The sequence below is a fragment of the Stenotrophomonas sp. Steno-Z2 genome (assembly GCF_056393235.1).
Genome location: NZ_JBWJOY010000015.1, coordinates 1 through 5538, shown reverse-complemented (window position 1 = coordinate 5538; position 5538 = coordinate 1). Strand labels below are relative to the sequence as shown.

The 5538-nt window shown below is 54.6% G+C and carries 2 tRNA genes and 3 rRNA genes; all 5 read right to left on the bottom strand.

From position 1 onward, the window contains the following. Positions 1–60: 60 nt before the first annotated feature. Positions 61–175, bottom strand: a 5S ribosomal RNA gene (gene rrf / locus AC06FP_RS16755). A 167-nt stretch (positions 176–342) separates the two neighbouring features. After that, positions 343–3218, bottom strand: a 23S ribosomal RNA gene (locus AC06FP_RS16750). A 223-nt stretch (positions 3219–3441) separates the two neighbouring features. Continuing rightward, positions 3442–3518: transfer RNA gene (locus AC06FP_RS16745), tRNA-Ile, on the bottom strand. Between the two features lie 20 nt (positions 3519–3538). Then, positions 3539–3614 (bottom strand) — tRNA-Ala (locus AC06FP_RS16740). Between the two features lie 92 nt (positions 3615–3706). Further along, positions 3707–5251 (bottom strand): 16S ribosomal RNA (locus tag AC06FP_RS16735). Together the 16S, 23S and 5S rRNA genes with 2 tRNA genes alongside form the textbook arrangement of a ribosomal RNA operon. Positions 5252–5538 lie beyond the last annotated feature (287 nt).

Here is a 5538-nt window from a genome sequence, read left to right as displayed (position 1 = left end):
TTTTGTTTTGCGCAAAAGCAAACCCCCGCTGCGCGAGCAGCGGGGGTTTGTGGAAAAAAACCCTGGCGATGACCTACTCTCGCATGGCTTGAGCCACACTACCATCGGCGCAGCTGCGTTTCACTTCCGAGTTCGGGATGGGATCGGGTGGTTCCACAGCGCTAATTTCACCAGGGAGAGGGTTGGAGGGTCGCTATTGCTTCTCTTGAAGGGTCCGCACATGGATGTGCGGGCTCTTGCGCAGGGAAGCGCATACAAGCGCCAGCCTCTCGTAGGTCTTGTGACGTAGCGTGCACTTGGGTCCATCGACATGTCATGTCGGCCAAGGCAACTTGAGGTTATATGGTCAAGCCACACGGATCATTAGTATCAGTTAGCTCAACGCGTTGCCGCGCTTACACACCTGACCTATCAACCACGTAGTCTACATGGTTCCTTCAGGGGGCTTGTGCCCCGGGAAGTCTCATCTTGAGGCGCGCTTCCCGCTTAGATGCTTTCAGCGGTTATCGCTTCCGAACATAGCTACCCGGCAATGCCACTGGCGTGACAACCGGAACACCAGAGGTTCGTCCACTCCGGTCCTCTCGTACTAGGAGCAGCCCCTCTCAAACTTCCAACGCCCATGGCAGATAGGGACCGAACTGTCTCACGACGTTCTGAACCCAGCTCGCGTACCACTTTAAATGGCGAACAGCCATACCCTTGGGACCGACTACAGCCCCAGGATGTGATGAGCCGACATCGAGGTGCCAAACACCGCCGTCGATATGAACTCTTGGGCGGTATCAGCCTGTTATCCCCGGAGTACCTTTTATCCGTTGAGCGATGGCCCTTCCATACAGAACCACCGGATCACTAAGTCCTACTTTCGTACCTGCTTGATCCGTCGATCTTGCAGTCAAGCACGCTTATGCCTTTGCACACAGTGCGCGATGTCCGACCGCGCTGAGCGTACCTTCGAGCTCCTCCGTTACTCTTTAGGAGGAGACCGCCCCAGTCAAACTACCCACCATACACGGTCCCCGACCCGGATAACGGGCCTAGGTTAGAACGTCAAGCACGACAGGGTGGTATTTCAAGGATGGCTCCACTGCAGCTGGCGCCACAGTTTCATAGCCTCCCACCTATCCTACACAGACGAACTCAACGTTCAGTGTAAAGCTATAGTAAAGGTTCACGGGGTCTTTCCGTCTTGCCACGGGAACGCTGCATCTTCACAGCGATTTCAATTTCACTGAGTCTCGGGTGGAGACAGCGCCGCTGTCGTTACGCCATTCGTGCAGGTCGGAACTTACCCGACAAGGAATTTCGCTACCTTAGGACCGTTATAGTTACGGCCGCCGTTTACTGGGGCTTCGATCAAGAGCTTCGCCTTGCGGCTGACCCCATCAATTAACCTTCCAGCACCGGGCAGGCGTCACACCCTATACGTCCACTTTCGTGTTTGCAGAGTGCTGTGTTTTTGATAAACAGTCGCAGCGGCCTGGTCACTTCGACCATCGCCAGCTATAGCCCGCATGGGCCACCGGCAATGGTGCACCTTCTCCCGAAGTTACGGTGCCATGTTGCCTAGTTCCTTCACCCGAGTTCTCTCAAGCGCCTGAGAATTCTCATCCTACCCACCTGTGTCGGTTTACGGTACGGTCTGCGTAAGCTGAAGCTTAGGAGCTTTTCCTGGAAGCGTGGTATCAGTGACTTCGTCTTAAAGACTCGTCTCGGTGCTCGGTCTTAAAGGATCCCGGATTTGCCAAAGATCCAAACCTACCGCCTTTCCCCAGGACAACCAACGCCTGGTACACCTAACCTTCTCCGTCCCTCCATCGCACTTACGCGAGGTGCAGGAATATTAACCTGCTTCCCATCGACTACGCATTTCTGCCTCGCCTTAGGGGCCGACTCACCCTGCGCCGATTAACGTTGCGCAAGGAAACCTTGGGCTTTCGGCGTGCGGGTTTTTCACCCGCATTATCGTTACTCATGTCAGCATTCGCACTTCCGATACCTCCAGCAAGCTTCTCAACTCACCTTCACAGGCTTACGGAACGCTCCTCTACCGCGCATACAAAGTATGCACCCCAAGCTTCGGTTCTGTGCTTAGCCCCGTTAAATCTTCCCCGCAGACCGACTCGACCAGTGAGCTATTACGCTTTCTTTAAAGGGTGGCTGCTTCTAAGCCAACCTCCTGGCTGTCTGTGCCTTTCCACATGGTTTTCCACTTAGCACAAAATTTGGGACCTTAGCTGTGGGTCTGGGTTGTTTCCCTTTTCACGACGGACGTTAGCACCCGCCGTGTGTCTCCCATACAGTCCGTCTCGGTATTCGGAGTTTGCAATGGTTTGGTAAGTCGCGATGACCCCCTAGCCATAACAGTGCTCTACCCCCGAGAGGATACATATGAGGCGCTACCTAAATAGCTTTCGAGGAGAACCAGCTATCTCCGGGTTCGATTAGCTTTTCACTCCTAATCACACCTCATCCCCTACCTTTGCAACGGGAGTGGGTTCGGGCCTCCAGTGCGTGTTACCGCACCTTCACCCTGGGCATGACTAGATCACCCGGTTTCGGGTCTACTGCCCGCGACTATGCGCCCTTATCAGACTCGGTTTCCCTTCGCCTCCCCTATACGGTTAAGCTTGCCACGAACAGTAAGTCGCTGACCCATTATACAAAAGGTACGCAGTCACTCTTTCGAGCTCCTACTGCTTGTACGCACACGGTTTCAGGTTCTATTTCACTCCCCTCTCCGGGGTTCTTTTCGCCTTTCCCTCACGGTACTGGTTCACTATCGGTCGGTCAGTAGTATTTAGCCTTGGAGGATGGTCCCCCCATGTTCAGACAGGGTTTCACGTGCCCCGCCCTACTCGTCTTCACTGGAATGGCCCTTTCAAATACAGGGCTATCACCTTCTATGGCCGGCCTTTCCAGACCGTTTTTCTAGAACCATACCAGCTTAAGGGCTGTTCCCCGTTCGCTCGTCGCTACTCAGGGAATCTCGGTTGATTTCTTTTCCTCCGGTTACTTAGATATTTCAGTTCACCGGGTTCGCTTCCAGCAGCTATGTATTCACTGCAGGATACTGCCGAAGCAGTGGGTTTCCCCATTCGGACATTGCCGGATCAAAGCTTGTTGCCAGCTCCCCGACACTTTTCGCAGGCTGCCACGTCCTTCATCGCCTCTGACCGCCAAGGCATCCACCGTGTGCGCTTATTCGCTTGACCATATAACCGCAAGTTGCCTTGGGTCATATGCGCATGGGGGTACAAAGCCCACGCACGAATATAACGACTCAATTAATAAAGAGACTTGCGTCTCTCGCCTTAGCCTCACGACACGTCGAGATAGACATCTCAAACGCTCGCTACGTCACAAGTTTTAAAAGAACAGGCCACGGCCACAATGCCGTACCCAATCAATTCTTTCGTATGCGCCAATCATTCAGAGTGGTGGGTCTGGGAGGACTCGAACCACCGACCTCACCCTTATCAGGGGTGCGCTCTAACCACCTGAGCTACAGACCCAATGTTCTGTCAAAGCTTAGTGGTGGAGCCTGTCGGGATCGAACCGACGACCCCCTGCTTGCAAAGCAGGTGCTCTCCCAGCTGAGCTAAGGCCCCATGTACGGGACTTCTCCACACCGGCTACCGGTGCAGAACTCTGAATGCAGGTCTCTTGTGAGGGCGCCTGACAGGCGATGCTGTCATGCTCAAAAGGAGGTGATCCAGCCGCACCTTCCGATACGGCTACCTTGTTACGACTTCACCCCAGTCATCGGCCACACCGTGGCAAGCGCCCTCCCGAAGGTTAAGCTACCTGCTTCTGGTGCAACAAACTCCCATGGTGTGACGGGCGGTGTGTACAAGGCCCGGGAACGTATTCACCGCAGCAATGCTGATCTGCGATTACTAGCGATTCCGACTTCATGGAGTCGAGTTGCAGACTCCAATCCGGACTGAGATAGGGTTTCTGGGATTGGCTCACCGTCGCCGGCTTGCAGCCCTCTGTCCCTACCATTGTAGTACGTGTGTAGCCCTGGCCGTAAGGGCCATGATGACTTGACGTCATCCCCACCTTCCTCCGGTTTGTCACCGGCGGTCTCCTTAGAGTTCCCACCATTACGTGCTGGCAACTAAGGACAAGGGTTGCGCTCGTTGCGGGACTTAACCCAACATCTCACGACACGAGCTGACGACAGCCATGCAGCACCTGTGTCACGGTTCCCGAAGGCACCAATCCATCTCTGGAAAGTTCCGTGCATGTCAAGGCCAGGTAAGGTTCTTCGCGTTGCATCGAATTAAACCACATACTCCACCGCTTGTGCGGGCCCCCGTCAATTCCTTTGAGTTTCAGTCTTGCGACCGTACTCCCCAGGCGGCGAACTTAACGCGTTAGCTTCGATACTGCGTGCCAAATTGCACCCAACATCCAGTTCGCATCGTTTAGGGCGTGGACTACCAGGGTATCTAATCCTGTTTGCTCCCCACGCTTTCGTGCCTCAGTGTCAGTGTTGGCCCAGGCAGTCGCCTTCGCCACGGATGTTCCTCCTGATCTCTACGCATTTCACTGCTACACCAGGAATTCCACTACCCTCTGCCACACTCTAGTCGTCCAGTTTCCATCGCCATTCCCAGGTTGAGCCCAGGGCTTTCACGACAGACTTAAACAACCACCTACGCACGCTTTACGCCCAGTAATTCCGAGTAACGCTTGCACCCTTCGTATTACCGCGGCTGCTGGCACGAAGTTAGCCGGTGCTTATTCTTTGGGTACCGTCAGAACAACCGGGTATTAACCGGCTGCTTTTCTTTCCCAACAAAAGGGCTTTACAACCCGAAGGCCTTCTTCACCCACGCGGTATGGCTGGATCAGGCTTGCGCCCATTGTCCAATATTCCCCACTGCTGCCTCCCGTAGGAGTCTGGACCGTGTCTCAGTTCCAGTGTGGCTGATCATCCTCTCAGACCAGCTACCGATCGTCGCCTTGGTGGGCTCTTACCCCGCCAACTAGCTAATCGGGCATCGGCTCATTCAATCGCGCAAGGCCCGAAGGTCCCCTGCTTTCACCCGTAGGTCGTATGCGGTATTAGCGTAAGTTTCCCTACGTTATCCCCCACGACAGAGTAGATTCCGATGCATTCCTCACCCGTCCGCCACTCGCCACCCAGAGAGCAAGCTCTCCTGTGCTGCCGTTCGACTTGCATGTGTTAGGCCTACCGCCAGCGTTCACTCTGAGCCAGGATCAAACTCTTCACTTAAAACTACATGCCCGAAGGCAAATACTCTTAGCTGCAGATGCTCGACCTCTGGCAACGTTTCGCTTGCTTTAACAAACTATTCATTGCTTGATCAAACGTCTGCAAGATGGACAGTCATCCACTCCTGCAGGCGCCCTCACAAGATACCTGCGCATACTTTCAAAGAACTTCGGAATCGGCCTCAGCGCCTTCTTCCAAGTGCCCGACGTTTCCGTCCGAGCGAGCCGCCCATTATAGCCGGCTTTCCTGCTTCGTCAACACCTCGTTTCGAGGCCCGACTCCGCTGC